This window comes from Amycolatopsis sp. CA-161197 (assembly GCF_050942255.1).
In the GTDB taxonomy this organism is placed as follows: domain Bacteria; phylum Actinomycetota; class Actinomycetes; order Mycobacteriales; family Pseudonocardiaceae; genus Amycolatopsis.
In genome coordinates this window covers 10,322,268-10,347,619 of record NZ_CP192059.1, presented here as the reverse complement: position 1 = coordinate 10,347,619, position 25,352 = coordinate 10,322,268, and the positions used below count along the sequence as shown (strand labels likewise).

Here is a 25,352-nt window from a genome sequence, read left to right as displayed (position 1 = left end):
ATGTTCGGTGAGATCGCTGGGGTACCCGAGGGGACGCTGTTCGCCAGCCGCAGGGAAGCCTATGACGCTTATGTACATCGAGCGTTGCAGGCCGGCATCGTCGGAACTGCTGCCACGGGGGCGCAGTCTGTTGTCGTGTCTGGTGGTTATCCCGATGTCGATGAGGGCGCGCGGCTTCTCTATACCGGGCATGGCGGCCGGGACGCTTCAACAGGTCAGCAGACCAAACACCAGAGCTTCGGTTCACCGGGTAACGCGGCTCTGGAGACCAGTCGGATCCAGGGGATGGCGGTCCGGGTCATCCGCAAGGTAGGCACCAGATATCGATACGACGGGCTCTACCGCGTTGAGGAGTCGATGCTGGTCTATCCCGACGACGGTGAGTTCAAAGTCTGTCGATTCGAGATGGTGAAGATCGACAAGGCTGTTGACGCTACGTACGCGCCGATTGAGGGAAAGCTCTCGCCCGAGGAGCACCACGCTGGCCAACCGATCGGCAATCCTGCTCCGGGGCGGCGCTCCACCAACGTTCAGCGCATCATTCGCGCCACGAACGTCGCTGACTGGGTAAAGGAACTCTACGACCACACATGCCAGATGTGCGGGACTCGTCTCACCATGGGTGACCGCGGCTATTCCGAAGGTGCGCATATCCGACCGTTGGGTGGGCTACACCAGGGCGAAGATGTTGTCGAAAACCTGCTGTGCCTCTGCCCGAACTGTCACGTGCTCTTCGACGGCGGCGCGCTCACGGTGGAGGAGGACCGATCTTTGCTGCTCAACGGAGAGCCGGCTGTACTGAACGGTAGCCCTGCGGGGAAGCTCCACGTGGACGACGAGCACCTCATCGGCGATGAGTACCTCAATCACCGCCGCGAATCACGCAAGGAGTCCTAGCCTTCGACGATGCGCCCCTCGATCACCGGGTGGGTGGTCGGCCGAGGATCTTCGGCGACGACCTCGCTGTCCACCACCATCACCGGGCCGCTGCGGGTGTTGGCGTACCGGATCGCGCGCTTCTCAGCGCGGTGCAGCCACCAGCGGCGCACCAGCGCGCGGGACGGCGGGAGCAGCACGAACAGACCCAGCAGGTCGCTCACGAACCCCGGCACCATGATCAGGATGCCGCCCACGGCGATGAGCATGCCGTCGGTCAGTTCTTTGTCGGCGGGGCGGCCCGATTGGGCCTTGGTGACGAAGGCGCGCATCGCCTTGCCGCCCTCGCGGCGGGCGAGCCAGGAGCCCACGAAGGCGCCCGCGATGAGCAGCGCGATCGTGCCGAGGACGCCCACCAGGGAGCCCACGGCCCAGATCGCGGCGACCTCGGCGATGACGTAGAGCAGGAACGCGACAGCCATACCGTCTCAACGAACGGGCTGTCCGTTTTTCTCCCGACCCGCGAGACGGTTAGACCGAGGCCAGGAAAGCCGCGACGTCCGCGCGAGTAGACAGCAGGTGGTGGCGGGCCTGCGGAGCGTCCGCGGCCATCGACGCCAAGAGGCGGCTGCGGTGTGTGCGCGGCCAGTTCCAGATCCACTTCACGAACTCGCCGTCGAGCTTCGAGACGCAGCCCGGCGCCTGGGTGTCGCGGCCGCGTTCGCGCAGGTGGCGGAGCAGGACGCGGCGCAGGCTGGTCGTACGGGGCACGTCGAGGAACACGACGGTGTCGGCCAGCGGCAGGCGTAGGCCGAAGCCGGAGCTGTAGTTGCCGTCGATCACCCAGCCGTCCGTGGCGACGGCAGCGGCCTGCGCGGCGCGGAACTCCTCCGGCGGCGCCGGCACCCAGCCGGGGCGCCAGTACAGCTGGTCGAGGTGGGCGACGGGCACGTCCAGCACCGCGCCGAGGCGCCGGGCGAGGGTGGACTTGCCGCTGCCGGAGGGGCCGAGGACGAGGACGCGCCGCTTCACCGCGTGAACCCTAGGGCAGCAGTCCGCAGAGCAGCAGCCCGATTATCAGCAGGTCAGGGCCACGGGCGAGCTGCCGCAGCAAACCGGTGGGGATGAGGACGCCCTCGTACAGCACCAGCCCCATCGACGAGAACTCGAGCGGCCCGCGCGTGACGGTCCGCACCACCGAGTACGCGGTCGCCACCACGGCGACCAGCGAGCCGAGGGTCACGGGGACGCCGAGCAGCGCGACCACGGCCGTCCAGCACGCCGCGAGCGCGACCAGCACCGAGGCCATCACCAGCCGCAAGCGCAGCTCCGACGCGTCGAGCCAGCGGCGCAGGCCCGGCACGCGGTGCAACTGCGCGATCGGCGCGGCGAACGGCAGCAACGCCAGGTACGAGCCGGGCCCGAGCAGCCAAACCGACGTCACGCCCGGGAACGTCGTGTGGGCGGCCGTCACAGCGAGTGCCAGGAACACCGGCAGGCCCAGCGCGTGGCGGCGCGCGAGAGTCCCCGTCACGACGTACCTCGTGACGATGAACCGACCGTCCAACGCGCGGCGCCAGCGAACGGGACGGCCGGCGGGCAGCAGCGCCCACACGTCGAGGAATGCCGCCGACGTGCGGCGCACGAGGCGTTCGCGGAAGTGACGCACGAGGGTGTCGCGCGTCAGCGAAAGGGGCGGTGACCAGGCCAGCAGCAAGGCGGCGGCCGCGGCCACCGCGGCGAATATCCACAGTGGAGTGTCGGGGAAAACACCGAGAACGGCCGGCACGAGCGGCAGCACGGCCTCCCCGAACACCGGGCGCCGGCGAGCCATCACCAGAGCCAGCGCCGCCACGGCGACGGACAGCGCGAGCGGTCCCACCACGTCCGGCGGAAAGCCGATCAGCACCCCGGCGACGATGAAGAAGTACGCGACCGTGGCGAATCGCACGGCCCAGCCCGCCAGCAGCCGTCGGTGCAGCACACGCGACCGGCCGCTGTCGGAGTACGCGACGGTCGTGAACCGAGTGGTCCAGCCCGCGAGTAGCCGTCGGGGCGGCATGCTCTCGCTGCGGTCGTCGACGGACGGGACCGTCGTGAACCGTGCGGCCCGGCCCGCGAGACGTCGTCGGTGCAGTGCGCCCTCGCGGCGGTCGCCGACAGGTGCGGCCGTCGCGACCCGCGCAGCCCGATCCACCGGCAACCGCCGCCCCAGCCGACCCGAGTAGCCGTCGTCGAAGTCTGACCAGGTCAGCGCACCCGGATCCGCCCAGACGTGGCTGCGGCGGAGGGTTGCGCGCCAGGCGAGGGCGAGGCCGGCGCACAGGACGGCGACGCTGCCGTGTGGCCCGACTGCCGCGGCGCCGATGAGTTGGGAGCGCACGAGTGCGGTGTTGTAGAGCGGGGAGCCGAGCAGGCCCAGTGCGATGAACAGGCCGAGTAGCACGTCAGGGCGCTTCAGGGACGCGGCCACGTGGCCACCGATGAACAGTGGCCGCGGGTCGACCGAGCGCGGAGTGCCGAAGCGGCTCAAGCGTGTCACCGAGCCTCACCGATGACCTGCACGCCGCGATACCGCGCGACGAACCCCAACCACCTCACAGCTCAACCACGTAATCCGCCACAGCCTCGACCAACCCCGCACCGTGGCTCGCCACCACCACCGCCGCGCCGGACGACAGGCTCGTCGACACCAGGTCCGCCAGCCCGGCGCGCCCCGCGGTGTCCAGGGCGCGCTCCGGTTCGTCCAGCAGCAGCACCGAGTGCGGCCGCGCGATCGCCGCGTGCAGCAGCAGCCGACGGCGCTGGCCGGCGGAAAGGTCGCCGGCGGGCACGTCCGCGCGCGAAGCCAGCGAGGCCGGCACCGTGCACGAACCGCCGAACGAACGGCCCACCAGGTCCAGGTGCTGGCGCGGGGTCAGCTCGTCGAACAGCGCCGAGTCGTCCAGCACCGCCGAGACGCGCCGGCGGAACCGGGCCGACCGTTCGTCCGGCGCGCGCCCGCAGACGGAGACGGTGCCGGACGTCGGCGCCTGCGCCCCGTACAGGCAGCGCAGCAGTGTCGACTTGCCGGCGCCGTTCGCGCCCGTCACGACCAGGCACTCGCCGGCGTCGACGGCCAGGTCCAGTTCCTCGAAGAGCACGGCCGGACCCGCCGTGACGCCGAGCCCCCTCGTCTGAACCAGCATGCCCGTCACACTAGATAGGCCTGCGCCTGCAAGGTGAAGAGTTCCGCGTACCCGGCCTTGGCGGCCATGAGCTCCTCGTGCGTGCCGTACTCCGCGACCTTGCCGTGGTCCAGCAGCAAAATCCGCTCGGCCTGGCGGACCGTCGAGAACCGGTGCGAGATGTACAGCGTGGTCCGGCCGGCGGCCAACGACCGCAGCCGGGCGAACAGGTCGTGCTCAGCCTGGGCGTCGAGAGCCGACGTCGGTTCGTCGAGGATCAGGATCGGGGCCTCGCGCTGGAAGGCCCTGGCCAGCGCGATCTTCTGCCACTCGCCACCCGACAGCGAAACGCCCTGGTCGAACCAGCGGCCCAACGGCGAGTCGTAGCCGGACGGCAGGCGCTCGATGCGTTCGTCGGCGCCGGCGCGACGGGCGGAGTCCTCGATGTGCGGGCGGTCCTCCAGCCGGTGGAGGTCGCCGAGGCCGATGTTCTCCGCCGCCGTGCCCTGGTACGTCACGTAGTCCTGGAACATCGCGCTGATCTGGGTGCGCAGCTCGTCCGGGTCGTACCGGCGGATGTCCACGCCGTCGAGCAGGATGCGGCCGCCGGTCGGGTCGTACAGGCGGCACAACAGCTTGAACAACGTCGACTTGCCCGCACCGTTGCGGCCGACCACCGCGACCGTCTCGCCCGGGCGGATCTCGAACGACACCCCGTCCAGCGCGGGTTCCTCGGCGCCCGGGTAGGTGAAGCTCACCGACTCGAACCGGATGTGTCCCTCCACAGTGGACGGCAACGGCAGCGGCGAGTCGGGCGCCACGATCTCCGGCGAAGTGTCCAGGAACCGGTACAGCGTGTCCAGGTACAGATTGTTCTCGTACATCCCCGAAAACGCCGTGAACAGCCCCGAAACCGAAGCCTGCACCGAGGTCGCCGCGGCCGTGTACAGCGCCAGGTCACCCAGCGTCAGGCGCCCGCCGACGGCCTCCAACGCGATGTACAACGCGATCGCCGAGCCGGCCAGGGTGGACAGCAGCCCCCACGACGTCGAGCTCACGTTGCGGCGAACCGTCAGCCGCCGTTGCCGCTCGTACGACACCACGCCGAGCTGCCGGAACCGCTCAACGAAGTACGGCCCGAGGCCGAACAGCTTGGTCTCCTTGGCGTACGTATCCGTCGTGACCAGCGAAGACAGGTAATCCATCCGCCGCTTGATCGGCGACATCAGGAACGTCAGCCAGAACGCGCGCGACCCGTACTTCGACTGCGAGATGAACGCGGGAATCGGCGCGAGCAGCGCCACCAGCGCCAGCAACGGGCTGATCGACACCAGCAGCGCGATCATGCTCGAGAACGTGATCGCCGTGCGCACCAGCCCCAGCGCCGACGTCATCATCGACAACGGCCGCGTCGGCGCCTCCTGCGCGGCCTGGCGCAGCATGTCGTACGACGTGGAGCCCTCGAAGTACGCCAGCTGCAGCTTGCTCGCGTGGTCCATGACTTGGTGGCGGATGGTCAGCGTCATCCGTTCCTGCAGCAGCGTCTGCGCGATCGACGTGATCGCGCTGCTGATCGCGGTCGCGGCCAGCACGCCGAACTGGAACAGCGTGATCCGCACGATGTCGCCGGTCGTGCCCTTGTGCTGGATGGCTGCGACCACCGCGTCCAGCAGCAGCTTCGCGATGTACGCCGTGGCCGTCGGCAGCAGGCCGGACAGCAGCGTGACCAGCGCGAGCAGGATCGTCAAGGTCGGGCTGGCCTGCCACGTCAGCCGCGCGACCTTCGGCAGGCCGCGGACGGTGCCGGACACCGACGTCTTCATCCGGCCGAAGCGCGACTTCAGGTCTTTGGGCAGGTCCGGTTGCGGGGGCTCCGGGATGTCGACGGGACCGGTCAGGCCGCTGTCGGGCACCGTCTGTGCCGGTCTGCGCCGCCGTCCGCCGGGCCGTCCGCCCGGCATGAATCCGCCTGGGATCACGCGGACACCGCGCCGTGCAGGAAGACGTCGATCATCTCGGTGGCCTCGGGCGAACCGGGCATGGGCCGGCTCTGCGCGAACAGCATCGAGAGGAACATGGCCGCGGCCTGGTTCACCGGCAGCCGCAGGCGGTCGGCGTCCGGCACGAACAGCTCACGGACGGCGCGGTGCATCGCCTCGAACGACTCGCGCCGGCTGTCGCCGGTCACCGACTTGCGGTTGCGGGCCTCCTCCGGGCGCGTCCGGCCGGCCCGGATCGCGCCCATCACGGCACCCAGCCGCTGCATGTGCGCGGTCAGTGCGTCCACGGCTTCCAGGAGCCGCCGCTCCAACGGCAGCTCACTCGGGATCTCCCCGATCATCTCCAACGCCTCCCCCGGGTCGAGCGCGGCTTCCACGCACGCGTCGAACAGCTCGTCCTTGTCGGTGAACACGCGGAAGATGGTGCCCTCGCCGATGCCGGCCGCCCGGGCGATCTGCGCGGTGGTGACCCCCCGGCCGTGTTCCACGACCAGCGGGAGCACCGCACGCACGATCATCCGGCGGCGGTCGTCGGGCGCCATCCCCGGCGCGCGCTTCCTCGTCTCCATACCGACCAAACTACGGAGTGAGTGCTCACTCCGTCAACTGGGTAACGCGAAGCGACGAGCCGTCGACTTAGGGACGCACATCCGCCGACCCGAGGAGCGCCGGTGCGCGGCAAGCCGTTCGACGAGCCCACCGCGGGACGCCTGCGCCAGGCGCGCGAGGTCCTGTCCGCCGAGGCCGAGAAGAGCCACCACGCGCTGTACGCGAAGCTGCGCGAGATCGTCGGTGGCGTGATGACGCTGGACGCCTTCTTCGTGGCCCTCTTCCGCGACGCCGGCCACGTGCTCTACGCCTACCAGTACGACGGCGCCGAGTACGCGCTCCCGGGCGTCCGGCCGGTCAACCCCGAAGGCCCCACGGGCTGGGTGCGTACCCACAACCGTTCCTACGCCTACCGCGCCGACGCCGGCGCCGTGCTCAACCGCGGCATCCCTTGGGGCGACAAGGAACGCCGCTCGGCCGATGCGCTCGTCGTCCCGATGCGCCGCACGCACACCGGCGAGGTGATCGGCGTCGTCTCGGCCCAGACGTACACCGCCGACAGCTACGGCGACGCCGAGCTCGCCGCGCTGGAGTGGCTGGCCGAGGTGGTCGCCCGGATCCTGTCGGCCGAGGACGAGGACCGCGAGCTCCTGGCGCAGCTCGACGACGGGCACCGGCCGGCCGCCGAACGCGTGCTCGGGCGGACGGTGTCGGCGCTGGTCGTGGAGCGCGTGGCCGTGGTGTGGCAGGCGGCGGCGCAGCTCGCGACTGAGCTGGAGGCGGAGGGTCACCGCCTCGGGGCACGGGCGCGGGACCTGGTGCGCGAGTGCGAGCGGCTGCAGATGGATTCCGCGGAGATCGAGTTCGCCGGCTACCGCGAGGCGGCGGCGCGGTTCGGCTCGCTGAGCCCGCGCGAGCGTGACGTCGCCGAGCTCCTGCGCTTGAGCGACGGCGAAATCGCCACACAGCTGTACGTCGCCCGCTCCACGGTGAAGACCCACGTGCGCAGCATCCTGCGCAAGTACGGCGCCAAGAGCCGTTCGACGGTCGTCGAGGAGGTCTCCACCTACCTCGGTTACGCCCGTGAGCGAGGCGGCTCAGCCTCGGGATGAATCGGTGCGGGCTTATTTTTCATCCTCGCGCCGAGAGAATCGTTGTGGTATCGCGGATAACATGGTGCCGGTGCGTGTGGAAAACGGCTCCGTGTGGAGTGTGCCGCTCGAATTTCTCATCGCTCTCTGGTGGTTTTTCGTCGCGATCGGAATTGCGAAGTTCATCGTTGTTCCCCTCGTCAAATGGTTGCTGGTTACCGCGTTCGAGTCACTCAAGGGCGCCTCGGGCGCGGGCCGGACGGTGCGCCGGCTGCTCGCCGTACCCATCACGGGTTTGCTGAGCAGGCAACGCAAAGCGCGCGGCGGTCACCGGGAAAGCCGGCTCGACCTCTTCGTCGTCGACTTGGTTTTCGGCGTGGCGGTGAGCGGTTTTCTCCAGGGAATCCTGCTGACCGCGGTGTCGACCATCGTGGTCGTCGTTATTTGTTTTCTGGTTTTCTGAACGGAGCGGTGAATCTTGGCTGGCGACGAGTTGGTGCCGAGCGGCCGGAATGTGCCGTTCGAGGTTCAGGACGCGAATGGGAATCTGCCGGCGAGCGGCGGCGCCGATCTCGCGGAGGTCGTGGTCAGCGCGATCGCCCACGCTCTCGGCTTCCCGACGGCCGCGCTCGTGCGTTCGGTCGTGGTGGTGGTCGCGCGAACGTACTCCGAGATCAAGGTGGAGCTGCAAGGGCAGCGGGTGGACCGGCGGATCAAGCTGCAGACGACGACCATCGAGCGGTTCTACACCGCGATGGCGCGGGTGGACGCCGATCCCTACTGGCACCCGGAAGCGAAAGCGACGCTCGCCGAGGCCCTGGCGGTGGAGATGAAGCAGGAAATCGCCCGGCTGCTCCGAAGCTAGAGAGGAACTGCGATGTCCGAACTGATCAGGAGGACCGACGCCGAGGTCGAGCGCCGGCCGCTGGAGAAGGCGGTGGAGCTCGCCGCCACCGCGCACCGGAAGGTCGTGGTCAAGCGTCAGGAGATCCGGGTGGCACTCACCATCGCCGAGCTGACCGCGGAAGCCGAGATCCGGGCCGACCGGCGGCGGCGATGACCGGCACGGAAGAGCTGGAGGGGCTCGTGCGGACCGTCGTCGAACGGCCCGCCGCGGTGCGGCTGCAGCAGCTGCTGGCCGAAGGGCTGATCACCGCGGCCGACCGGGACCTTTTCCTGGTGTCGGCACAGAAGTACCGGGAAGCCGCGTTCGCGCAGTACGCCGACTTCGATCCGGCGGTGCGGCACGAGCTGGTGAAGGCGCTGCTCGTCGACTACCAGCAGGAACTCGGCCGCCTGCTGGACGAGATGGCCGCGCGCCGGCGTCCGCCGGCGGAGATCGAAGCGAGGGGTGGGGTCCTGCGCGGGTTGTGGCGCAGGATCCGGTGAAGCGGTTGCGGCCCGGAAACCACCGGGCCGCAACCGCGCCGGAACGGATCAGTACGTGATCGCCACGGCCGGGTCGGCGAGCAGCGCGCCGACGTCGGCGAGGAACTCCGAGCCCTGCTGGCCGTCGACCACGCGGTGGTCGAAGCTCAGCGACAGCTGCATCACCTTGCGGACCTTGATCTCGCCGTCCACGACCCACGGCGTGTCGCGGATCGCGCCGACCGCCAGGATCGCCGACTCGCCCGGGTTGATGATGGGCGTGCCGGTGTCGACGCCGAAGACGCCGACGTTGGTGATCGTGAACGTGCCGTTCGCCATCGCCGCGGGCGTGGTCTTGCCCTCGCGCGCGACGTCGGTGAGCTCGGTCAGCGCGACGGCCAGCTGCTTGAGCGACATCGCGTCGGCGTCGAAGATCTTCGGCACCACGAGCCCGCGCGGGGTCGCCGCGGCGATGCCCAGGTGCACGTAGTCCTTGTAGACGATCTCCTGCGCCGCCTCGTCCCACACCGCGTTGACGTCGGGCGTGCGCTTCGCCGCGAGGCACACGGCCTTGGCGGCGAACGCGAGCGGCGTCAGCTTCACGCCGCTGAACTCACGCGACTTCTTGAGCTTCTCGCGCAGTTCCATCATCGGCGTGACGTCGACGGTGAGGAACTCCGTGACGTGCGGTGCCGTGTAGGCGCTCTGCACCATCGCGGCGGCGGTGGCCTTGCGGACGCCCTTGATCGGCACACGACGTTCGCGGGTGGCGGCGTCGTAGGTGGTGTCCACAGTGGACGTCACGGTAGCTGTCGGGGCGGAGCCGTTGGCCGCGCGCTCGACGTCTTCACGGGTGATGACGCCGCCGTCGGCGGTGCCGGTGAGCGCGTAGAGGTCGATGCCGAGGTCCTTGGCGAGCTTGCGCACCGGCGGCTTGGCCAGCGGTACGTAACCACCAGCGGGAGCCACGGGAGCCACGGGAGCCACCGGCACAGGCGCCGGAGCCGGCGGAGCAGCAACAGCCACCGCGGCCACGGGAGCGGTCTTGCGCGCCCGCCGCTTCGTCTCCACCGCCTTGGAGCCGTACCCGACCAGCGGCTTCATCTCCTCCTCGGCCGGCGCGGCGGCCTCGGGAGCGGGCGCCGCCTTCCCGTCCGGATCCACGTCCAAGGTCAGCAACGGAGCCCCGACCTCGACCGTCTGCCCCACCTCGACGAGCAGCTCGGTGATCACCCCGGCCCACGGGATCGGCAGCTCGACAGCGGCCTTGGCGGTCTCGACCTCGACCACGATCTGGTTGACCGTGACCGCGTCGCCCGGCTTCACGTGCCAGGCGAGGATGTCGGCCTCGGTCAGCCCCTCTGCCGTGTCGGACAAGGGGAACTGTTTGTACTCAGGCATTTCAGCGGGTTCCCCCTTACCAGTTCAGCGAGCGGTCGACGGCGTGCAGCACCCGGTCCAGGTCGGGGAGGTAGTGCTCCTCGAGCTTGGCCGGCGGGTACGGCGTGTCGAAACCGGCGACGCGCAGGACGGGGGACTCCAGGGAGTAGAAGCACTCCTGCTGCACGCGGGCCGCGATCTCCGAGGTCAGCGACGACTCCGACGGCGCCTCGCTCACGGCGATCAGCCGGCCGGTCTTGCGCACCGACTCGAACACCGGACCCAGGTCCAGCGGCGACAGCGTGCGCAGGTCGATGACCTCGAGCGACTTGCCCTCGTCCTCGGCGGCCGCGGCGGCGTCGAGCGCCACCTTCACCGACGGACCGTAGGCGACGACGGTCGCGGTGGTCCCCTCGCGCACCACGCGCGAGCTGAAAACGCGGCCCGGCGAGGTGTCGGTGTCGACCTCCATCTTCAGCGCGCCCGAGTGGTAGAGCTTCTTGGGCTCGAAGAAGAGGATCGGGTCGTCGGAGCGGATGGCCTCCTGGATGCCCCAGTAGGCGTCGACCGCGTTGGAGATCGAGACGACCTTCAGGCCGGCGATGTGCGAGAACAGCGACTCGGGCGACTCCGAGTGGTGCTCCACCGCGCCGATCCCGCCGCCGAACGGCACGCGGATCACCACGGGCATCTTGATCTTGCCCTGCGTGCGGTAGTGCAGCTTCGCCAGCTGCGACGAGATCTGGTCGAACCCGGGGAAGATGAACCCTTCGAACTGGATCTCGCACACCGGCCGGAACCCGCGCACGGCCAGGCCCACGGCGGTGCCGATGATGCCCGACTCGGCCAGCGGCGTGTCGAGCACGCGCTGCTCGCCGAAGTCCTTCTGCAGGCCGTCGGTGATGCGGAAGACGCCGCCGAGCTTGCCGACGTCCTCACCCATGATCAGGACCTTCGGGTCCTCTTCCATCGCGCGGCGCAGGCCGAGGTTGATGGCCTTGCCGATCGTGAGCTTCTGCAGGTCCGCCATCAGTGCTCACCCGCCGTGGCAAAACCGTCCAAGTAGGACAGGAACTCTTCCCGCTCCGCGTCGAGAACCGGCGACGGCTCGGCGTACACGTTGGCGAAGATCCGCTCGGGCGGCGGCTCCGGCATGTTGAACGTGTAGTCGCGAAGCTGCGTCGCGAACTCGTCGGCTTCGGCCTGCACCGCGTCGAAGAAGTCGTGGTCCGCACCGCCGCCACGAGCGAGGTACGCACGCACGCGCTCGATCGGGTCCTTCAGCTTCCACTCCTCCAGCTCGTCGGAGAGCCGGTAGCGGGTGGGGTCGTCGGTGGTGGTGTGGGCGTCCATCCGGTAGGTGAAGGCCTCGATCAGCACCGGGCCGTTGCCGTGCCGGCACTCCTCCAGCGCCCACCGGGTCACGGCGAGGCAGGCGAGCACGTCGTTGCCGTCCACGCGGATGCCGGGGAAGCCGTAGCCGCGGGCGCGCTGATACAGCGGCAGGCGCGACTGGCGCTCGGTCGGCTCGGAGATGGCCCACTGGTTGTTCTGGCAGAAGAAGACGAGCGGCGCGTCGTAGACGGCGGCCCAGACGAAGCCTTCGTGCACGTCGCCCTGCGAGGTGGCGCCGTCGCCGAAGTAGCAGATCGTGGCTTCGCCGTCGTCGTCGCCGACCTTGCCTTCGAACTTCTGACCCATCGCGTAACCGGCGGCGTTGAGCACCTGGTTGCCGATGACGATCGTGTACGGGTGGAAGCCGTGGGCCTTGTAGTCCCAGCCGCTGTGGTCGGTGCACCGGAAGATGCCGAGCAGCTCACGCAGGTCCACGCCGCGCGTGTACGCGACGCCGTGCTCGCGGTAGCTCGGGAACGCCATGTCGGTGGGCTTCAGCGCGCGGCCGGAGCCGATCTGCGCGGCCTCCTGGCCCAGCAGCGGGACCCAGATCCCCAGCTGGCCCTGGCGCTGCATCGCGTTGGCCTCGCGGTCGGCGCGGCGCACCAGCACCATGTCGCGGTACAGGTTCCGCAGCACCTCGTCGTCGACGTCCGCGACGTACTTGTCGAACTGCGGCGACGGGACTCGCTGACCTTCGGGGGTGAGCAGCTGAGTCAGCTCAGCGCCACCTTCGCTCGTTGCTCGCAGACCCGCGATCACCTGTTCGGGCGAGGGCTTGGCCGCTACGGCGGCGGGCCCGTCTCCAGGTTCCGGGTGCGTCCACTGTTCGGACGGCATGCGCTGTATCTCCTCGGTGTCGGCGCCACGGTGGCCGCTTGTGGCGGCCACAGCGACTGCACCGGCGGGAACCAGCGCCCCGGATTCGGGGCGCCTGGCCACCGTCGGCGTTGACGGTTCTCGCCGCCATCCTGGCACGAAGCCCGGCGCGATGGTGAGCCGCGGATGCTGATTTGTTGCTGAGATCCGGGCGCCTGAACAGGCAAAACGCTGGGAACTCCGAGTATGGGACGGACGATGATCGGGAATCCGCACCGGTGCCCACCAGGCGTCACCGGGTGGGCACCGGCCGCGTCCGGGTGGTGGGTTTCACGAACTCGAGGGCGGTCGTGACGTCGGTCACCGTGGCAGGATGGCCGGCGTGGAACAGAAATCCGTACGTGAAACCGTCGTCTCGACGTGGATCAACGACGTCGTGCCGAGCCTGTCCGGGCTCGTGGCGATCCCGGCGTTGTCCCCGGCGTTCGACGCGGACTGGGCCGCGAGCGGTCGCCTCGCCGCGGCCGTCGAACACGTGAAGACGTTCATCGCCGGGCGCGACCTGCCGGGCGTGTCGATCGAGGTCGTGCAGCTCGAGGGGCGTTCCCCGCTGCTGTTCGTGGACGTGCCCGCCACCGCGGGCGCCACGGACAAGCCGACCGTGCTGATGTACGGCCACCTCGACAAGCAGCCCCCGGTCGGCGGCTGGTCCGAGGGGCTCGGCCCGTGGACCCCGGTGATCCGCGACGGCCGCCTCTACGGCCGCGGCTCCGTCGACGACGGCTACTCCGGCTACGCGGCCGTGTCCGCGCTGGAGGCCGTGCGCGCGGCCGGCGGCGAGCACGCGCGCACCGTGGTGCTGCTGGAGACAGGTGAGGAGTCGGGCAGCCCCGACCTGCCGGCGTACGTCGAGCACCTGTCCGAGCGGCTCGGCGAGGTCGGCCTCGTCGTCTGCCTCGACGCCGGTGGCATGGACTACGAGCGGTTGTGGCTGACCACGAGCCTGCGCGGGATGCTGCACCTCACCGTCACCGTGCAGCTGCTGGCGACGGCCCAGCACTCCGGCCTGGCCAGCGGCGTGGTCGCCTCGTCGTTCCGCGTGCTGCGGCAGCTGCTGGAGCGCATCGAGAGCGGCGAGACGGGCGAGATCAAGCTCGCGGAGCTCAACGTCGAGGTGCCGGCCAGCCGGCTCGCCGAGATCGAGGCCGTCGCCGAGGTGGCGCCCGAGAAGCTGCAGACGGCGTTCCCGCTGGTCAGCGGCGGCCGGACGATGTCGGAAGACGCGCTGGAGCTGCTGCTGAACAACTACTGGCGGCCTACGTTGTCGATCATCGGCGCCGACGGTTTCCCGCTGCCCGCCAACGCCGGCAACGTGCTGCGCGAGAGCACCACGCTCACGCTGAGCTTCCGCCTGCCGCCCACGGCCGAGGCGGCTCCTGCGTTGGCCGCGGTCAAGCGCGCGCTGACCACGGACGTGCCGTATGGCGCTTCGGTGACCATCCACGAAGACGCGCAGGCCGAGAACGGCTGGAACGCGCCCGAGGAGGCGCCGTGGCTCTCGGCCGCGCTGCGCCGCGTCAGCGACGAGGTGTTCGGCCGCCCCCACCGCGCCGCCGGCATGGGCGGGTCGATCCCCTTCATGGGCCTGCTCGGCGAGAAGTACCCGCAGGCGCAGTTCCTGGTCACGGGCGCGTGCGGCGCGGATTCCAACATCCACGTGCCGGACGAGTGGCTGAACCTGGACTACGCGCAGCAGGTCACGGAGGCCGTCGCGCACATCCTGGACGCGCACGCGCGCAGCTGAGGTCGCGGTGAAAAGTCCCGGCGCCGGTTGGCTGGTGCCGGGACTTTCCCAACCGCGGATATCCACTGTAGACCTTGTGGTTTGGACCACACACTGTTCGCGTCTCACCTGACACCGGGAGTCACGACTGCATAGGGTGAAACTGCGCCGTAACGTACAGGTGCTGTGCTTACCCGCTATCGAGTGGCAATATGCGTGCTCTCGACAGTTGAGAACTACGAGGAGTGACGAAGTGGCCCGAGGACACCAGATGAAGGCGCTCGCCCTTCTCCCGGCTTTCGCGCTGGTCGGCCTGACCATGGCCTGCGGCGCGGGCGGCAGTGGCGCGGGCGATGCGGGGAGCAACAGCTCATCGGCTGCGGCTCCTGGGGGCTCGTCGGACATCCCGGCCGTGGCCAAGGACGACAAGCTCGCCGCGATGGTGCCGGCTTCGGTCACCAGCGACGGCAAGATCCTGGTCGGTCAGGACCAGACCTACCCCCCGAACGAATTCCAGGACGAAGGCGGCAAGGTCACCGGTTTCGATGTCGATCTCGGCACCGCCATCGGCCAGAAGCTGGGGCTCAAGATGGAGTTCCAGAACGCCGCCTTCGACGGCATCATCCCCGGCATCCAGGCCGGCAAGTACGAGCTCGCGATGTCGTCGTTCAGCATCAACCCCGAGCGGCTGCAGACCGTCGACATGGTCAGCTACTACAAGGCCGGCACGTCGCTCGCCGTCCTGAAGGGCAACCCGGACGGGCTGAACGTCGACGACCTGTGCGGCAAGAAGATGGGCGTGCAGAAGGGCACCACGCAGGTCGACGACCTGCAGACGCGCTCCGACGCCTGCACCAAGGCGGGCAAGCCGGCCATCGACGTGACCCAGCTGCAGGCGCAGACGGACGTCAACCTGGCGCTGACCGCCAAACGCGTGCAGGGCGAGCTCGCCGACTCCCCGGTGATCGACTACGCGGTGAAGCAGACCGGCGGACAGCTGGAGGTCGTCGGCGCTCCGTATGACACCGCGCCCTACGGCATCGTGCTCAAGAAGGACAGCGGCGACTACACGAAGGCCGTTCAGCAGGCCGTGCAGGCGCTGATCGACGACGGCACGTACAAGAAGATCCTCGACAAGTGGGGCCTGTCCGGTGCGGGCGCTGTGACCACGTCGGAGATCAACCCGGCTTCCTGAGGCCGTAGATAGGACGCAGTTCTCGTGCCCAGTAACTTCGACGCTCCTCCGACCGTGGAGGTGCCGGCCGACACGACACCCATCAAGGCCGTCCCAGTGCGCCACTACGGGCGCTGGGTGGCCGGGGTGATCATCCTTTTCCTCGCGTTCATCGTCATCCGCAGCGTCGTCACCAACCCCAACCTGCAATGGTCGGTGGTCTGGGAGTACATGTTCAACGACCGTGTGCTGCGCGGTCTGCAGAACACGTTGATCCTGACGGTGATTTCGATGGTCATCGGCATCATCGGCGGTGTCCTTCTCGCCGTGATGCGGCTGTCGCCGAACCCGCTCATGAAGGGTGCTGCGGGGATCTACGTCTGGTTGTTCCGCGGCACTCCGCTGATCACGCAGCTGGTGTTCTGGAACTTCCTGGCGTTCGCGTACCCGCGGCTGGGCCTCGGCATTCCGTTCGGCCCGGAGTTCGTTTCGTGGGACACCAACACGCTCATCAACCAGTTCACGGCTTCGCTGCTCGGCCTCGGGCTGAACGAAGCCGCCTACATGGCGGAGATCGTGCGCGGTGGTATCCAGTCGATCGACTCCGGCCAGCTCGAAGCGTCGTCGGCCCTGGGGATGAAGCGCACGACCACGTTGCGGCGCATCATTCTTCCGCAGGCGATGCGGGTGATCATCCCGCCGACGGGTAATGAGACGATCTCGATGCTCAAGACCACGTCGCTGGTCGTGGTGATCGGGTACTTCGAGCTGATGGTCGCGGTGCAGACCATCTACGCGCAGAACTTCAAGATCATTCCGTTGCTGCTGGTGGCGGTGATCTGGTACCTGATCATGACGTCGATTCTGACTGTCGCCCAGTACTTCATCGAACGCCACTTCGCGCGGGGCTCTTCGCGTTCGATCGCCGAAAAGAACAAGTGGGGTTCCCGAATGCTCGGATTCCGGTTCGGTCAGGGCGGCGGCGGCCAGGGCGCAGGTGGTGTCGGATGACCCCCGTCGTTTCCGCACAGAAGATCTGCAAGAGCTTCGGTTCATTGGACGTGCTGAAAGGCATCGATCTCGAAGTCCACGAACGCGAGGTGCTCTGCCTGATCGGCCCCTCCGGCTCGGGCAAATCCACCCTCCTCCGCTGCATCAACCACCTGGAAAAAATCGATGCCGGGCGGCTGTACGTCGACGGCGTCCTGGTGGGCTACAAGGAGCGAGGCGACAAGCTCCACGAACTGCGGGAAAAAGAGGTCGCCTTCCAGCGCAAGGACATCGGCATGGTGTTCCAGCGCTTCAACCTCTTCCCCCACATGACCGCGCTCGAGAACGTCATGGAGGCCCCGATCCAGGTCCGCCGCGAACCTCGCTCCGAGGTCCGCCAGCGCGCCCTGGACCTTCTCGACCGCGTCGGCCTGGCGGACAAAGCGGGTTCCTACCCCGCCCAGCTTTCCGGCGGCCAGCAGCAGCGCGTTGCCATCGCCCGCGCGTTGGCCATGCAGCCCAAACTGATGCTCTTCGACGAGCCCACGTCCGCCCTGGACCCGGAACTCGTCGGCGACGTCCTGGGCGTCATGCGCCAACTCGCCAAAGACGGCATGACCATGGTCGTGGTCACCCACGAAATGCAGTTCGCCCGCGAGGTGGCCGACAAGGTCCTCTTCATGGACGGCGGCGTGGTCGTCGAGGCCGGCCCACCCGACCAGGTGATCGGCGACCCGCGTCACCAACGCACGAAGGAATTCCTGGCCCGGGTCCTGAGCCCGAACGCTTGATTCGTCGGTGTGGCCGCTTCCCCACGGAGGCGGCCACACTGCTGTTCAGGCCTTGATCAGCGGCCGCTGCGCAGCTCGTTCTCCAGCTGCTGCACCTTTTTCACGAGGTCCTGCGGCCCCGCCCCGGCCAGGCTGATCCACCCGGACTTGTCCACCCCGAACAGGATCCGCCCCTGTTCCGTGTCGATCCACCCCGGCGGATTCTCATTCCGCAAGCGCTTTCCCCTGCTGTCCCGGACCGCGACGTACAGCCGCCCGAAATACGTCTTCGGCGTCCGCAGCCACTGCACCACCTGTTTGGCATCGCGAATACTCGGGCTCGTTTTGCTGGGAATCACGCCACTCTTGATTGCGTTGAAGTCCGCGTCCGAACAATTCAACGACGCGATCCGCGCCGCCGGCGCCTCCGGCAGCAGCAACGCGAACTCCCGCGCCAACGCCTCCGCCGAACACGGCGCGATGTACAGCACCTGATCGACGGCCACCACAGTCACCGCGTCCCGCCCACTCGACGCGGCGCGCACGGTCCGCTCACCCTTGTCCGACTTCACCCACGAGTAGTACTCGACCCCCGGGCGCTGCAGCAGCTGCAGCGCCTCGACGAAGTCGTCGTCCAGCCGTCCGCCGCGCGCCAGCCCCCGCCGGTTCAGCTCGGCGTCCGTGTCGGCCGCCAGCTGCTTCCGCTCGTCCGGCGAGTACCACAAGGCCCCGCGCACGAGCGTCGGGTGGATGTCGCCGAGGTTGAGCCGCTCGAGCAGCACCTCGTACGTCTGCAGGCTCAACTCCACCGGCTTGCGCAGCACTTTCCCACTCCCCCTTTGTCAGACTTCGGCAGCCGGCGCCGACGGAATTGTTGCTTGCCATCGGAAAGCGGGTGTTCGCCATTTAGTCCGTCTGGCATCGCCGCCGTGCCTCCCCGCACGTGCCGCTCCAACTCGGGTGCGGCCTACCCTCTGTTCAGGTCCCGCTTCGCTAGGTGACTTTAACAGGGCTCAACCGTCCACAAGGACGCTTCCGCCCCAAGATCACCCGCCTCGGTAGGGCGGCCGACCACCCGCCGGCCGCCCTCGGCTTCTGCTACGCCTCCTAGGCCCCGATCACCGGCGGGGTGGGCTTGTCGCCGTCGTACCCGCCGAAGATGGAATCCGGGTCCTCTTCGGACAGGAGAATCTTGCGCTGGTGCTCCTCGTCCTCGGGCCCCTTGCCACCCTTGGCCCCACCGGCACCCATGCCACCCATCCCAGGCTGGCCCTTGGCACCCGCGGCACCCATCCCACCGGGCCTGGCCGCACCCGCACCTTCGCCCAGCGCACCGGCCCCCGTGCCCGCGCCGGCACCGACGCCACGCCCCATCCCGGCCGCACCGCCGCTCGACGCACCGCCGCCACCAGGCCCGAAACCACTGCCGCCACCCGGCCCGAAGCCGCCTCGGCTGCCGCCTCCTGACCCGAAGCCACCGCCGCCGCCGAAGCCACCGACTGGCCCGAACCCGGGCCCGAAGCCGCTGCTATTGCCACCGCCGGGTCCATTGATCCCTGTTCCGGGCCCCTGCCATGACGGCGATCCAGGTCCACCCGGGGTCTGCGTCGGCCCCGCAAACGCGGCACTCGTGCTGTCATTCGCCGCCGGCACGACGGGTGGCGTATACGCACCGCTCGACGAATGCCCAGGTGGCGCGGGCGCTTTGTAGCCCGCAGCGCCAGGCGGTGCGGTGTAGCTACTTGGCCCGCTGATGTGGCTGCCGCCCGAGTGGTCACTACTGCTGGAAACGTGCTTTCCGCCGGACGTGCCGACGTCGATGGGGTTGGGTGTGACCCCGCCCGCCGACACGTTGGGGTCGTGCGCTGCGGGGTAGTCGGCCGGCATGGTGTCCGTCCGCGGCTGACTGCTCTGGTGGTAACGGTCGTAGAGCTCGACGTTCGTGTGAGTGTCGTTGTCGAACTGAGCAGCTTTGATCTCATCGTTGCTGGCGCCTATTGAAAGCCAGTCTTCGACGGTGTCGTCATCTGGCCGATTTTGGTCGACGTTGACGACATTGTTCTTCACGAATGTGAAGGCTGAAGACTGCTCCTCGATCGATTGCCGCATCGTGTCCATCTTTTGCGCGGCTGTTCGAGATGTGTTGATCAGAGGGCTCAGGCCCGCACTGCCGGTATCGGCGGCCTGGCCTTTCCAGAAGGTGTTCAGCGTCGTCTGGCTGGTGCTCAGCTTCTCCGCGACATCGTTGTGAATGTCGCGGAGCTGCCCGCACCCGCTTCCCATGGCATCCAGGCCGGTAGTGTCACCGGGGTCGTGCAGTTGCTGATAGATGTCGAACCCAGTTTGCGGCATCTCAACTGGCCTTCAGTCGGGTGATCTCAGCGGCGGCGACCTGCTCGGCCATCTTGCACGGGTCCGCCAGGTAGGGGTTCCCCGTCCGAAGCTGGGTGTTCACCGTGTACGTGAGTTCATCACGAACGCCGACAGCCAAAATGCAGGAGCCCGGTCCCTCATCACCCGCGCTGTAAACGACAGCCGGGTACCCCTCGACCGGCGAGTGCGGTGCGAAGGTGGAGAGGCGGCCGGCCTGATTCTCGAGATAGAGGCTGTTGAGGCCGCGCTTGTTCCCCGAATAGAACCCACCGCTGACGTTCCCGGTGTTGTCTGCGAAGTTCCATTGGCACGACTTACCGACGATCGACTGGGCGATTGCGGTTCCCTTGACCTTGCCTGCGGCTTTCTCTACCTCGCTGGTCGGCAGAGCGGAGCAAGGGTCGTCTTCGAAGGCCTTGGTGTTCGTCAACGGATGCTCGACCTTCGGCGCCAGCATCGGTTCGCCGGAGGACGAACTCGGTGCGGCGGGCGTCGGTTGACCTGCCGTCGAACTCCCACACCCAGCCACGACAATTGCTGCGACACCCATGAAGGCGAGCTGGTACACGTTACGGATTCGCATCAATCGACCTTCCCGGCGCTGCGAATTGCATCAATCGCGGCGTGATCTTGGTTCACATATGCTGTGCGGATCTGCTTCAGGGTGTCGACGTAAGACGAAAGGAAGTCGACCGTTCCCCTGAGGAATTGGTTGTACGCGATGGTGGCTCGACCTGTGGCACTCATATAGTCCTTGCTCACCTGGTCCGAGCCCGGGTAACCGAGCTGGGCGAACTGTGCGGCGACGGTGCGCGCCTGCGAGTAGTCGTCGTTGAGGCTGTCTTCCAGCTGCTGAATGACTTTGTCCATCGACTGCGCGTCGAACTCCCAGCTGCCGCCGCCTGACGCCGCAGCGAAGTCGGCCTTTGCTTGACCCGCTCCGAGCGCGCTGTAGTCCGGTGGCGGACCGGTCGTAACTGTCTGGCCACCTGCCAGCGGCACCGGCGGCGCACCTGGAGGCGGTGGCGTCACCTGCCCCGGTGTCAGGCTCTCGTTGTAAACGCCCTGCAGTCCGCCCTGGTTTCCGTCTGGCATGTCGTGCCTCCCCGCACGGGCCGCGTCGTGGTGCGGCCTACCCTCTGTTCAGCTTCAGCTCCAGCAAGTGACCTTAACAGGGACGACGCAGCCACAGAATCGGTTCCCGCAAGATCACCCGGCGAGGCTTCGAAGCTCGTCCGGCGTTGAAAAGGCGCGCGCGTACAGGCTGCGAGCAGTACAGTCAGTGATCATCGGTAAGCAACCGGTAAAAACCCTGACCACGGCCGTCCGGGCTACTCCGTTAGGCCGCTTGCGCCCCTGCGCGGGTTCCGATTCGCTGGGACGCGACACCGCGGCGACGAAGGGGGCACGTGCCGACCGACACGACGCTGCCGCCGTTGGACCCGTTTGCCGGGGTGCCCGACAAGAGGTACGAGGTGAAGGCCGCGGACCTGCTGAAGCCTGGGTCAACAGGGATCCTCAGGTGGCGCAGGCAGGCGACCAACGCGCCGATCGTGCAGGTCGAGGACGCCTACATCACCGGGACGTTCGACCTCCGGGCCGCCGAGTCGGGCTACCTGTTCCGCTTCGAGCGGTGCCGGTTCGAGTTTCCGCCGGATGTGCGGGAGGCGAACGTCCTCGGGCTCGTGTTCCGGAAGTGCTGGTTGCCGGGGCTGAAGGCGCGCAACCTCAGGAGCCGCAACGATGTGCGGTTGATCCGGAGTGTCGTGGAGGTCGGGCCGGAGGACAGTGAGATCCCCGAGACCACGATCATGCGCGGCGACGATCGCGAGCGCGGCATGCCGAACGCCGCCGTGAACCTCACCGACGCCGTGATCGAGGGGTCGGTCGTGCTCACGCGCACGACGATCAAGCACCCCCACGGCAAGGCGATCCAGGCCGACCGGCTCGTGATCACGGGTGCGCTGCTCGCGTATCGCATGGTGGCGCGCGGCGAGGTGCGCGTGCCGGGCATGCGCACGGGCGGCAACGTGAACTTCTCCGGCGCGACGTTCGACAACCCCGACGGCTTCGCGTTCAACGGCAACGGCATCCACATCGGCGGCAGCCTGCTGTGCGAAGTGGACAACTACGGGCCGGCGGCCGAGCGGAAACGGTTCTCCGCCAAGGGCATCATGTACTTCCCGAGCGCCACTGTGGACAGTGACATCGTGCTGCGGGAAGCGAAGCTCACCGTGGACCAGCGCGGGCCGGTGGCCGTGGACGCGTGGAAGTCGAACGACCCGTACCTCGACCCGCGGCCCGCGCTCGTCGCCGACCGGCTGAAGGTCGACGGCAACCTGGAGCTGTCCGACGGGCTGCAGGCGTTCGGTACGCTGCGCATGGTCAACGCGCGCATCGGCGGCTCGCTCAGGCTGGCCGGCGCGGAGATCAAGATGGTGCGCGGCCGCGCAACGCCGTACTACGACCGCGCGTTGCACCTCGACGGGTCGTCGATCGGGGGCGACGTCGAGGCCACCAGCCTGCGCGTTCCCGTGGGGCAGCTGCGGATGGCCGACGTGCAGATCGGCGGCAACTTCCTCGCGTGGAACTCGATGTTCCTGCACCCCGGGCGCGACGTGTTCTCCGCGCGCCGCGCCAAGATCGCAGGTAACTTCCAGCTCACCGACGCGACGTTGCAGGGCACGGTGCGCCTGCAGGGCGTCGAGGTGGGCGGCAGCGTGAACCTCTACGGCAGCAAGCTCACCGAGCCGGGGCAGCGGACGTCGTCGAGCTTCTCGCTGGACGTCCGCACCGCGCGCATCGGGCGTGACCTGGTGCTGACGGAGAACAAGGACCGCGCGTTCGTCGCGGAGGGCGGCGTCAACCTCGACGGCGCGCAGATCGCGCGCCGCCTCGAGCTCGGCGGCGCGCAGCTCGGATCCCTTCCGTCGCACGGGATCGCACTCGACGCGAGCGACGTCACGGCCGACGAGTTCCTCTTCGGCTTCCGCACACCGCCCGCGGGACGCGTCGTGCTGCGCCGCGCGCACTGCGGGACTCTCGGCGACACGGAGGAATTCTGGGCCGCCGAGGACGGCATCGAGCTCGACGACTTCCGTTACGACGCCCTGAAACGCGGCATTCCCCTCGACGACGACCGCGCCCTGGACCACCGCATCGCGCTGCTGAGCAAGGCGATGCGCGGCTACCGGCCCGGCCCGTACGACCAGCTCGCCGCGACGCTGCGTGCGGCCGGCAACGAGGAACACGCGTCGACGGTCGGGTTGCGCAAACAGCAGTTCCGCTACGACGCGCTGGCGAAGGGGTTCAAGATCTTCGGCCCGGGCGTGCGGCTGTGGAGCTTCCTGCAACGCTCGATGGTCGGCTACGGCTACCGGCCCGTCCGCGCGCTCGGCTGGCTGCTGACGCTGCTGGTGCTCGGCAGCCTGTGGTTCGGCCTCGGCTCGGACGACTGCGTGCAGAACCCCGGCCGCTACGCCGTCAGCGGGCCGCGCTGCCTGGTAAACCAGCAGGACACGGGGCTGCAGTGGAACCCGGTGATCTACACGGCCGACCTGCTGGTGCCCATCGTCGACTTCGGCAACAAGTCGCGCTGGTACATGCACGGCGCGGACAACTGGGTGGCCGCCGGCTTCACCGTCTCCGGCTGGCTCCTCGCGACGACCGTCGCGGCCGGCTTCGGCCGCATGGTGCGCCGGGACAGCTGAGGCCATACCCTCGGTATGTGACGGCTCCCGCGGCTACCGGCTCCGTCTCGATCGCGGCGCCTTGTTCGGTCGTCTACGCGCTGGTCAGCAACCCCGCGCGCCTCGCCGACCTCGCCTCGGAGTACCACGCCCACCGCTGGCTGGACGGCGCCACGCACGCCACCGTCGGCGCCCGCTTCCGCGGCACGAACCGCCGCGGCCTCCACCGCTGGACCACCACCTCGACGATCACCGCCGCCGACGAGGGGCGCCGCTTCGCCTTCGACGTAGCCTTCGGGCCGGTGCCGATCTCCCGGTGGGAGTACGTGATCTCCCCGGCCCCACCGGCTGCGTGGTCACCGAGAGCACGTGGGAACGGCGGCCTGCCTGGTTCCGCCTGCCGGGCGCAGTGGGCACCGGCGTGTGGCACCGCGCGGCGGCGAACCGGGCGAACATCGAGGCGACGCTGGCGCGGTTGAAGGCCGCCGCGGAGGCTTGAGCTCAGCCGTCCTTGACCGCCCGCTGAAGCTTCGTCGGGCGCCGCGCCGGAGGCCTTCTTTCGCGGCTTCCCGGTGCCGCCAGAATGGCTCTGACCAGCACTTTTGCCCCATCGGCGCCGCCCGGCCATGCCCCCGCCCTCCCTGGGGGGCGTCCCCGCTCCAGTCTACCGGCGGGGTACGACAGGGAGCCCGGAAAACGGGCGAGGAGGGCCGAGTTGTCCACAAGTGGAGGGGCGGTGTGGATAACTCGGGATCCGCGGTGGTCGGAGGCGAGCGAAGGGTTCGAACCCCGAGATTGCGGAGGCAGTGGTGCTTCGTCAAAGGCGTGGGTCGAAACGTCGACCACTTGGGCGTGGTCGAAACGTTGACCGCTGTGGTCACGCCTCAAGTGGCGCTTAGGTGGTGTTTCGGCCACGGCGGATGGCCGGGCACAGAGGCCGCCCTGCGACGGCCTCCAACCAGGCACGGCCGGCACATCGGCGACCGCGGGCGTCTCGCACGCGCGGCGGGTGATCGACACCAAAGCTGCCCGCGATGCCCTCGAGCCAGCCACAGTCGACACTCGGCGACGTCGGCCACCCGCCTTGCACGCGAGGCGGGTGGCCGACATCAAGGCCGCCCGCGATGCCCTCAAACCAGGCCAGGTCGACACCTCAATGACAACGCGCCAACACGGCTTGCCGCCAACAAAACCAGCCACAACCTCAACCCAAACCCGGCCTCAGTCGACCAGTTCCGACCAGAACTCCACCTCGCGAACCCCACCCACCGGCTCATCCCCCAACACCCCCGCCGACGGGCTGGTCGCGCTCACCGACCCCAAAGGCGCCCCAGACAGCCCCAAACCGCCACCCGAATCCTCAACCGGTTCCCCACCGAACTCCCGCCGCACATACCCCCGCAGATCCCGCCCGCACACGGCCACATCGGCCTGATACACCGACAACACCGGATACCCCGCCTCACCAGCCACTCCCGGCAGGTACCGGTGCCCACAAACCGGCACCAGTTGCGGCACCACAGCCAATAACCGCCGAGCACATGCCAGCGCGTTCGACAAAACCCGAGGCCGCGCGCCCCAAGAGTCGTGCCAGAAGCCGTTGTGTTCGATCGCGTACAGCAGCCCGTCGACCGGCCAATCCAGGCGTTTGCGCAGGTGGTCCGGGTTGCCGTGCAGCCAGTCCGGCCAGCGGTCGCCCACGGGGACGCCGGCGGTGAGGAACACGCGGTGGTCCAGGGAGAACCGGAAGCCGAACTGGGATTCGACGTCGTCGAGTTCGGTCGGCGACAGGCCCGGGCGCAGGGGTTCTCCTAGGCGTTCTTGCAGGATGCGGGCCTCCTCCAGGGTGAGGATTTCCGCCGGCTGGACGTGTGGCATGCGAAGAAGCGTACGTACCGCCAACCGCGCCCCGCGCGTCCTTTTTCGGC

26 protein-coding genes are annotated in these 25,352 nt (G+C 68.6%); 12 read left to right on the top strand and 14 right to left on the bottom strand.

Annotation, left to right across the window (positions count from 1 at the left end):
- Positions 1-897: a YDG/SRA domain-containing protein gene (locus ACQPXB_RS49045; protein ID WP_432848947.1), complete on the top strand. Its 897-nt coding sequence runs from the start codon at positions 1-3 to the stop codon at positions 895-897.
- Here ACQPXB_RS49045 and ACQPXB_RS49040 read toward each other — a convergent pair.
- The 6 genes from ACQPXB_RS49040 to ACQPXB_RS49015 are packed head-to-tail and all read right to left on the bottom strand — an operon-like array spanning position 894 to position 6,585.
- Positions 894-1,358: an FxsA family protein gene (locus ACQPXB_RS49040; protein WP_432848945.1), complete on the bottom strand. Its 465-nt coding sequence runs from the start codon at positions 1,356-1,358 to the stop codon at positions 894-896. The genes ACQPXB_RS49045 and ACQPXB_RS49040 overlap by 4 nt on opposite strands.
- A gap of 49 nt (positions 1,359-1,407) precedes the next feature.
- The gene (locus ACQPXB_RS49035) at positions 1,408-1,908 is read right to left on the bottom strand and encodes a DNA topology modulation protein FlaR (RefSeq protein WP_432848943.1); all 501 of its coding nucleotides are present in this window, start codon (positions 1,906-1,908) and stop codon (positions 1,408-1,410) included.
- 10 nt (positions 1,909-1,918) lie between these two features.
- Positions 1,919-3,418, bottom strand: coding sequence for a hypothetical protein (locus ACQPXB_RS49030; protein ID WP_432848942.1), 1,500 nt, complete (start codon positions 3,416-3,418; stop codon positions 1,919-1,921).
- A 55-nt stretch (positions 3,419-3,473) separates the two neighbouring features.
- Positions 3,474-4,064 (bottom strand): ABC transporter ATP-binding protein, encoded by a 591-nt coding sequence (locus ACQPXB_RS49025; RefSeq protein ID WP_432848941.1) that lies wholly within the window; start codon positions 4,062-4,064, stop codon positions 3,474-3,476.
- A gap of 5 nt (positions 4,065-4,069) precedes the next feature.
- Positions 4,070-6,004 (bottom strand): ABC transporter ATP-binding protein, encoded by a 1,935-nt coding sequence (locus ACQPXB_RS49020; RefSeq protein WP_386944834.1) that lies wholly within the window; start codon positions 6,002-6,004, stop codon positions 4,070-4,072.
- A 14-nt stretch (positions 6,005-6,018) separates the two neighbouring features.
- Positions 6,019-6,585, bottom strand: a complete 567-nt coding sequence (locus ACQPXB_RS49015; RefSeq protein WP_366580542.1) for a TetR/AcrR family transcriptional regulator — start codon at positions 6,583-6,585, stop codon at positions 6,019-6,021.
- A gap of 129 nt (positions 6,586-6,714) precedes the next feature.
- On the opposite strand from ACQPXB_RS49015, the gene ACQPXB_RS49010 reads away from it, so the two are divergent.
- The 5 genes from ACQPXB_RS49010 to ACQPXB_RS48990 all read left to right on the top strand — a co-directional run bounded on the left by ACQPXB_RS49010 (position 6,715) and on the right by ACQPXB_RS48990 (position 9,072).
- Positions 6,715-7,704 (top strand): LuxR C-terminal-related transcriptional regulator, encoded by a 990-nt coding sequence (locus ACQPXB_RS49010; protein WP_432848939.1) that lies wholly within the window; start codon positions 6,715-6,717, stop codon positions 7,702-7,704.
- A gap of 70 nt (positions 7,705-7,774) precedes the next feature.
- A complete protein-coding gene (locus ACQPXB_RS49005) occupies positions 7,775-8,146 on the top strand; it encodes a hypothetical protein (RefSeq protein WP_432848937.1) in 372 nt (123 codons plus the stop codon).
- Positions 8,147-8,161: 15 nt separating this feature from the next.
- Positions 8,162-8,548, top strand: a complete 387-nt coding sequence (locus tag ACQPXB_RS49000; RefSeq protein WP_432848935.1) for a hypothetical protein — start codon at positions 8,162-8,164, stop codon at positions 8,546-8,548.
- 12 nt (positions 8,549-8,560) lie between these two features.
- Positions 8,561-8,743 carry a hypothetical protein gene (locus tag ACQPXB_RS48995; RefSeq protein WP_432848933.1) on the top strand — a complete coding sequence of 61 codons (183 nt, stop codon included), beginning with the start codon at positions 8,561-8,563 and terminating at the stop codon, positions 8,741-8,743.
- Positions 8,740-9,072, top strand: coding sequence for a hypothetical protein (locus ACQPXB_RS48990; RefSeq protein WP_366580083.1), 333 nt, complete (start codon positions 8,740-8,742; stop codon positions 9,070-9,072). The genes ACQPXB_RS48995 and ACQPXB_RS48990 overlap by 4 nt, the downstream gene beginning before the upstream one ends.
- Before the next feature lie 48 nt (positions 9,073-9,120).
- On the opposite strand, the gene ACQPXB_RS48985 is transcribed toward ACQPXB_RS48990, so the two are convergent.
- From ACQPXB_RS48985 to pdhA, 3 genes are read right to left on the bottom strand one after another with little or no spacing between them, the layout of a single operon-like run.
- Positions 9,121-10,452 carry a dihydrolipoamide acetyltransferase family protein gene (locus ACQPXB_RS48985; RefSeq protein WP_432848931.1) on the bottom strand — a complete coding sequence of 444 codons (1,332 nt, stop codon included), beginning with the start codon at positions 10,450-10,452 and terminating at the stop codon, positions 9,121-9,123.
- A 16-nt stretch (positions 10,453-10,468) separates the two neighbouring features.
- The gene (locus ACQPXB_RS48980) at positions 10,469-11,461 is read right to left on the bottom strand and encodes an alpha-ketoacid dehydrogenase subunit beta (protein WP_366580087.1); all 993 of its coding nucleotides are present in this window, start codon (positions 11,459-11,461) and stop codon (positions 10,469-10,471) included.
- A complete protein-coding gene (gene pdhA / locus ACQPXB_RS48975; RefSeq protein WP_366580089.1) occupies positions 11,461-12,666 on the bottom strand; it encodes a pyruvate dehydrogenase (acetyl-transferring) E1 component subunit alpha in 1,206 nt (401 codons plus the stop codon). The genes ACQPXB_RS48980 and pdhA overlap by 1 nt, the downstream gene beginning before the upstream one ends.
- A 352-nt stretch (positions 12,667-13,018) precedes the next feature.
- On the opposite strand from pdhA, the gene ACQPXB_RS48970 reads away from it, so the two are divergent.
- From ACQPXB_RS48970 to ACQPXB_RS48955, 4 genes are all read left to right on the top strand, one after another.
- Positions 13,019-14,449, top strand: coding sequence for a M20/M25/M40 family metallo-hydrolase (locus ACQPXB_RS48970; protein WP_432848929.1), 1,431 nt, complete (start codon positions 13,019-13,021; stop codon positions 14,447-14,449).
- 232 nt (positions 14,450-14,681) lie between these two features.
- Entirely contained in the window at positions 14,682-15,623 is a 942-nt protein-coding gene (locus ACQPXB_RS48965) for an ABC transporter substrate-binding protein (RefSeq protein WP_366580093.1), read from the top strand.
- A gap of 24 nt (positions 15,624-15,647) precedes the next feature.
- Complete coding sequence (locus tag ACQPXB_RS48960; protein ID WP_386944073.1) at positions 15,648-16,613, top strand: amino acid ABC transporter permease; 966 nt, start codon at positions 15,648-15,650, stop codon at positions 16,611-16,613.
- The gene (locus ACQPXB_RS48955; protein WP_432848927.1) at positions 16,610-17,383 is read left to right on the top strand and encodes an amino acid ABC transporter ATP-binding protein; all 774 of its coding nucleotides are present in this window, start codon (positions 16,610-16,612) and stop codon (positions 17,381-17,383) included. The genes ACQPXB_RS48960 and ACQPXB_RS48955 overlap by 4 nt, the downstream gene beginning before the upstream one ends.
- Positions 17,384-17,439: 56 nt before the next feature.
- Here the strand turns inward: ACQPXB_RS48955 and ACQPXB_RS48950 are convergent, their stop codons facing one another.
- From ACQPXB_RS48950 to ACQPXB_RS48935, 4 genes are all read right to left on the bottom strand, one after another.
- Positions 17,440-18,186, bottom strand: coding sequence for an ESX secretion-associated protein EspG (locus tag ACQPXB_RS48950; RefSeq protein ID WP_432848925.1), 747 nt, complete (start codon positions 18,184-18,186; stop codon positions 17,440-17,442).
- A 283-nt stretch (positions 18,187-18,469) separates the two neighbouring features.
- Positions 18,470-19,714, bottom strand: coding sequence for a hypothetical protein (locus ACQPXB_RS48945; protein WP_432848923.1), 1,245 nt, complete (start codon positions 19,712-19,714; stop codon positions 18,470-18,472).
- Position 19,715: 1 nt separating this feature from the next.
- Positions 19,716-20,303, bottom strand: a complete 588-nt coding sequence (locus ACQPXB_RS48940; protein WP_432848921.1) for a DUF3558 domain-containing protein — start codon at positions 20,301-20,303, stop codon at positions 19,716-19,718.
- 14 nt (positions 20,304-20,317) lie between these two features.
- Entirely contained in the window at positions 20,318-20,830 is a 513-nt protein-coding gene (locus tag ACQPXB_RS48935; RefSeq protein ID WP_432848919.1) for a hypothetical protein, read from the bottom strand.
- A gap of 314 nt (positions 20,831-21,144) precedes the next feature.
- Here ACQPXB_RS48935 and ACQPXB_RS48930 point away from each other — a divergent pair, with 314 nt between their 5' ends.
- Complete coding sequence (locus tag ACQPXB_RS48930) at positions 21,145-23,445, top strand: oxidoreductase (protein WP_432848917.1); 2,301 nt, start codon at positions 21,145-21,147, stop codon at positions 23,443-23,445.
- 17 nt (positions 23,446-23,462) lie between these two features.
- On the top strand, positions 23,463-23,903 hold the full coding sequence (locus ACQPXB_RS48925) for an SRPBCC family protein (RefSeq protein WP_432848915.1): 441 nt from the start codon (positions 23,463-23,465) through the stop codon (positions 23,901-23,903).
- A 742-nt stretch (positions 23,904-24,645) separates the two neighbouring features.
- Here ACQPXB_RS48925 and ACQPXB_RS48920 read toward each other — a convergent pair.
- Positions 24,646-25,302, bottom strand: a complete 657-nt coding sequence (locus tag ACQPXB_RS48920) for a hypothetical protein (RefSeq protein WP_432848914.1) — start codon at positions 25,300-25,302, stop codon at positions 24,646-24,648.
- Positions 25,303-25,352 lie beyond the last annotated feature (50 nt).